This is a genomic window from Frankia sp. CeRuru1, assembly GCF_977966315.1.
Genome location: NZ_CDWWEW010000282.1, coordinates 1 through 5,479 on the forward strand (window position 1 = coordinate 1; position 5,479 = coordinate 5,479).

At 70.0% G+C, this 5,479-nt stretch carries 4 protein-coding genes; 2 read left to right on the forward strand and 2 right to left on the reverse strand.

Features of this window, described 5'->3' with window-relative positions; genetic code table 11:
- The first annotated feature begins 146 nt into the window (after window positions 1–146).
- On the forward strand, window positions 147–1,013 hold the full coding sequence (locus tag AC08OP_RS17890) for a rhomboid family intramembrane serine protease (RefSeq protein WP_476615241.1): 867 nt from the start codon (window positions 147–149) through the stop codon (window positions 1,011–1,013).
- A gap of 201 nt (window positions 1,014–1,214) precedes the next feature.
- Here the strand turns inward: AC08OP_RS17890 and AC08OP_RS17895 are convergent, their stop codons facing one another.
- Window positions 1,215–1,997, reverse strand: a complete 783-nt coding sequence (locus AC08OP_RS17895) for a hypothetical protein (protein WP_476615242.1) — start codon at window positions 1,995–1,997, stop codon at window positions 1,215–1,217.
- A 573-nt stretch (window positions 1,998–2,570) separates the two neighbouring features.
- Between AC08OP_RS17895 and AC08OP_RS17900 the strand changes: the two genes are divergently transcribed.
- Window positions 2,571–3,266 (forward strand): response regulator, encoded by a 696-nt coding sequence (locus AC08OP_RS17900; RefSeq protein WP_476608377.1) that lies wholly within the window; start codon window positions 2,571–2,573, stop codon window positions 3,264–3,266.
- 75 nt (window positions 3,267–3,341) lie between these two features.
- Here AC08OP_RS17900 and AC08OP_RS17905 read toward each other — a convergent pair whose 3' ends face one another.
- A complete protein-coding gene (locus tag AC08OP_RS17905) occupies window positions 3,342–5,081 on the reverse strand; it encodes a sensor histidine kinase (RefSeq protein ID WP_476615243.1) in 1,740 nt (579 codons plus the stop codon).
- Window positions 5,082–5,479: the final 398 nt, after the last annotated feature.

Consider the following 5,479-nt stretch of genomic DNA (forward strand, 5'->3'; position numbering starts at 1 on the left):
CGAGGAAGTCACGTCGAAGGCGCCCTTTCGCGTTATGCCTGACCGGTGTCTGGCGGCCCGGCGTCTCTCGCGCGGGTACGGCTGGGTGCCAAGGTAGGAGTGCCAGGTGGGAGCAGCTACCCAGGCTCATCGGGCAGGATGTCAGTGTGGTCATCCCGATTCACGACATCAATCCCCTGCGCCGCCGCCCGGTCGTGACCTGGTTGCTCATCGCGGCGAACGTGATGATCTTCGTTTTCTTCGAACCGGTGGTCAGCTCGGTCGCCGGCATGGAGACGTCGGCGGCACAGAACATCTGCGAGCAGCAGCGGTTCTTCCAGGAGTGGGGCGCGATCCCGTGGGAACTGGTGCACAATGCGCAGCTCACCGCCGCGAACTCCGGCCGGATCGGGGTGGATGCGGCCGGCAACCCGGGATGCATCGTGGAATCACCGCCCAGCTTCGACAAGATCCCGGTGCTGTCGGTGCTGACCTCGATGTTCCTGCATGGGAGCTGGCTTCATCTGATCGGCAACATGCTGTTCCTCGGGGTCTTCGGCAACAACATTGAAGATCGCATGGGCAGGCTGCTCTACCCGCTGTTCTACCTGGTCTGCGGATACGCCGCCGGGTACGGCTTCGCCCTGTTGGAGGGTGGGTCGACGAACACCTTGATCGGCGCCTCCGGCGCGGTCGCCGGCGTGTTGGGGGCCTATCTGGTGCTCTTTCCACGGGCTCGCGTCATCGGCCTGGTCTCCGTCCTGTTCTTTCTGCCGTTCTGGCTGCCGGCCTGGATCGTCCTCGGTTTCTGGTTCGCATTGCAGTACATCTACTTCACCGGATTCGGCGTCGCCGACGGCGGTACCGTGGCGTACGGAGCACATGTAGTCGGCTTCGCGGTCGGCGCGTTGCTCGTCATGCCGTTCATCAGCCGGCTGCGAGCCGCCGGCCCCGGGACGCCGCTCCGGGTGCCCCAGCACGGCTGGATTCGCGGCACGGGGAACTCGTCGGCCCGCCACCGCCGCCCCTACTGAGCGATCCCGGTCTTCCGCGACCTGACACCGTCGCGGCATCCCGCCGGCACCTGCCGGACGTGGACGCCGCGACGGCGGACGCCGCAACGACGGCGGCCGTCACGACAATGGCCGTCACGACAACGACGACCGCCACGACCGTCGAGTAGTCCCGAAGCCGCGAAGGCCCGCCCAGCGGTCAGGCGGTCCAGCGGTCAGGCGTCAGGACGCCGGCGACCCGCCGACGATGGAGTCGGGAGTGGTGGAGTCGGCAGCCTCGGCCGCGGCTTTCCCGGCGGGAACGCGACGTCGCAACAGACCGCGCCGGGCTCGCGGACGGCCTGCGTCGGCCGACCTCCGGCCAGGCCGCTTCCGGCTACCCGTCACGACCGGCGCGTCCTCGGCCTCCGCCGCGGGCCCGACGGGCTGTTCCCCGGTTGTCGAGGCGACCTCCGCGGGCTGCAGGTCCACGGCCGGCTGCGGGTCCACGGCGGTCGAGAAGGGGGCCTCGTCCAGGATCGGACCAGTGGCCAACTCTAGCGGCGCCGACGCCTCGCCGCCGACCCTTCCGGTCTCGACAGCCTCACCGGTCTCACCGGTCTCACCGGTCTCACCGGTCTCGACGGTCGCCTCGGGCAGGTCGGCCGGAGCGGCATCCGCCGCGACCCGCACGTCGAGGGCGACCGTCCGCCAGCCCTCGAAGACCTCCTGAACGGCGAAGTCCGCGGCGAGCAGGGCGTCGCGGTAGCGAACGAGCTGCTCGTACGACAGGGTCGGATCCGGCTGCGGTCCCGTCACGACGGGGACCTCGGAGGTCGTCGCGGCGGCGCCCGCGACAACGGCCGTGGTCACCCGACAGGTAACGGACCCGGCGGAGTCGGTCGTCTCCGTCAGCGTCCAGGAACGGCTGGCCGCCGCGGCGAGCCGCGGATCCGCGAGCGCCGCGCCGCCGGCCTGCTCCGTCAGAAACGTCGCGATCCTCGCCGCGACCGTGGTGGTCGCCACGTCGCCCCTACCCCATCGCACGACCGCACGTCCTTTCCCTCGATCTCTGTCTGCCGCTATACCGAAGACGCCCATGATCGGCCGACTCCGGAGAATGACGCCGGCACCTGAGGGCGAGAACTGCATCTTGACGGACGGATCGGAGGCGCTACACAGCGGGGTGCTTTTTGCCACATGGAGGACATACGATACAAACACCGGACGGGCCCGATCGAGGTTCCCCTGTCCCGGCCGACAGGCTGCGGCGCCGCGCCGGGGAGCAGGCGAAACCTCCGGGCCCGCGGACAGGCTCTGCATCCGCCGCCGGCACGCCAATTGCGACCTGACATAATCACATCATGAAGTCGCTCGATTACATCTCCCCGGACTTCGGCGGGCGCCACCCGGACCTACCCTTTTCGGATGACGCCGGAACCGGCGTTCACAGGTTCACCGAACGGCATCCGCCGAGACGCACGACACCGCTTCCGTGCGGTCGGGGCCACCGCCTCCAACAGCGAGCGTTATATTCTGCTTGCTGCAGGTGACAACAGCGACGGTCTTCTACGGCGTCAGGGTCGGGCGGAGTCAACGGTGTCAGACGAACTGGCGGACGGTTCCGGAGTCGGTGACGTACCGGGGCCTGCGTCGATCACCGGAACCATCCGGGTGTTCCTTCTCGACGACCACGAGGTAGTGCGTCGCGGGCTGCGGGATCTCCTCACCGACGAACCCGATGTGGAGGTGGTCGGGGAGGCCGGGCGGGCCGATGAGGCGGTAGCCCGAATCCTGGCCCTCCAGCCCCACGTCGCGGTGCTGGACGCACGCCTGGAGGACGGCAGCGGTATCGAGGTCTGCCGGCAGGTCCGGTCGAGCGATCCACGGATCGCCTGCCTCATCCTGACTTCGTTCGACGACGAGGAGGCGCTCTTCACAGCGATCATGGCGGGCGCGGCCGGCTACGTTCTCAAGCAGATCCGGGGAACCGCCCTCGTGGACGCGGTGCGCCAGGTGGCGGCGGGCAAGTCCCTGCTCGATCCCGCGGTGACGCCCCGGGTCCTGGTGCGGCTGCGGGAGGGACCGGCCGAGGACGAACGGCTCTCCGGGCTCACCGACCAGGAGCGGCGCATCCTCCGGCTGATCGCGGAGGGGCTCACCAACCGCCAGATCGCCAGCCGGATGTTCCTCGCCGAGAAGACCGTGAAGAACTACGTCTCCAGCATGCTGTCCAAGCTCGGGCTGGAGAGCCGGACCCAGGCCGCGGTGTTCGCCACCAGGCTGAACCCCTGAACCCCTGAACCCCTGAATCCCTGAGGCTCTTGAGGCTCTTGAGGCCCGGGGTTCCCCGCAACCCCGCCGTACCCGCTAACCGAGGACGCCCCATCCCTCGCCGGAGTGCACGCGAAGCTCGGGCAACGGCGCGATCACCGGGACCTGCCAGGTCATGGTGGTGCCGACGCCGCCCGCTCCCGGGCCGAACTCCATCCGGCCGCCGAGGTCGAGCGCACGGTGCCGCAGGTTGGCCAGCCCGCTGCTGCGCGAGGCCTTGCCGGGGCCGCGGCCGTCGTCGCGCACCTCGACCAGGATGTCGGCGTCGGTGACCCGCAGCAACACGTGGATCCGGGAGGCCCGCGCGTGGCGGGCGATGTTGGACAACGCCTCGCGCAGCGCCGCGAGCATGTGCGGGCGGATGGCCGCGGGGACCCCGCGGTCGATCGGTCCGTCCAGCCGGACCGTCGGGGTGATCCCCAGGGCCCGTTCGGCCTGGGCGATGACCGCTTGGATCTCGGCGCGCAGATCAGTCTCCTCAGCAGCGTTGGAGGTCAACGAAAAGATCGTCTGACGGATGTCGGAGATGGTCTGGTCGAGCTCGCCGGCGGCGGCGTCCAGCCGCCCGGCCGCCCGGCTGTCCACGACCCGGGCAAGGCTCTGCAGGTGCAGACCGGTGGCGAACAACCGCTGGATCACGACGTCGTGCAGGTCCCGAGCGATGCGGTCCCGTTCCTCGAAGACGGCCAGACGCTCCCGGTCGCGGTGCACCCGGGCCAGTTCGAGGGTGAGCGCGGCCTGCCCGGCGAAAGCCGCGGCCATCTCCAGGTCCAGACCGCCGAAGGAGGCCGAACGCTCACCCGAGCCGAGGACGAGGATGCCCAGCGCCCGGCCACCCGCCATCAGCGGCACCACCATGCCGACCTTCACCGGGAGGTCGGGATGGTCCGCGCCGAACAGCGGACCGCCCGGGGAGTCGGCGGGCACGAGCACGGCCCGGCCGGTGCGCATGGCCTCGTTCAGGCGGCGGTTGTCGGCGAAGACCCGGCCTCGCAGGTCGTCGTCCCCCTCCCCGTCGACAACCCCGACGACCAGGCCGGCCTCGTCGGGGACGAGGATCGCGGCGAGCCGGGCCGCAGTCGCCTGACGGGCCCGCCGGGCCACCAGGTCGAGCGCCTTCTCGGGCTCCGCGACCGACAGCAGCGCGGTCGTGATCTCCGCACTGGCCGAGAGCCAGGCCTGCCGGCGCCTGGTCTCCTCGTACAGCCGCGCGTTCTCGATCGCGAAACCGACCGCGGCCGCCAACGCGCACGCCAGATCCTCGTCCTCCTGGGTGAACTCGCCGCCACCGCGCTTCGCGCCGAGGAACAGCGTTCCGAACGCCGCGCCCCGCACCATGATCGGGACGTTGAGGAAGGTGTCGAACCGCGGGTGCCCGCCGGGAAACCCGATCGCGACGGGATGACGGGCGACGTCGGCCACCCGCAACGGCCGAGGGTGGCGCAGGCTCTCCCCGATCAGGCCGCGCCCCTCAGGAAGCCTGCCGATCATGGTGGGCACCTCGTCGGGGAAGCCCACGTGGATGAGCTCCGAGATCTCCCCGTCGTCGCCGATCACCCCGAGGGCGCCGTACTTGGCCCCCACGAGCTGGCAGGCGGCCTGCGCGATCCGGCGCAGGGTGACCGGCAGGCTCAGTTCCCGGGCCACGTCGACGACCGCGTCGAGCAGGCCACGCATCCGGGTCTGCACGGACGCCACTTCGTTCACCTGCTCGGAGAGCTGGATCAGAAGCTGTTCGAGCCGCGCACGACCGACATCGGGGACGGGTCCGCTCATCGGCGCGGGCCCTGGTCTAGGCCCCGGTCCGGGCCCTGGTCCAGGCCCTGGTCCAGGGCAATGACCGAACCTTCGTCCGGGTATCGACGGAATTCGACGAAAACCACCGCGCGTGGCACCTCATTTCCGGTCCCTCTCTCCAGCAGGGTGACGCGCGGGCGCCTGCCCAGGCGGAAGGATTGCCTGCCATGCACGATATCCGGCAAACACCGACTCCGCGGAGCAGCAGGCGGAACACCATAACGAGCACCAGCCGAGTCTCGGAGGGCCACAACGCGCCGGGCTACCTCCAACGTAGAGTGTCGTTCATGGCAATGCCCCACCTCTTCCTGCACCGCGACCGAGTGACGGACCTGGGCCGGGTCGTCAGCGCGGCGTGTACCGGGCGGGCCTGGGCC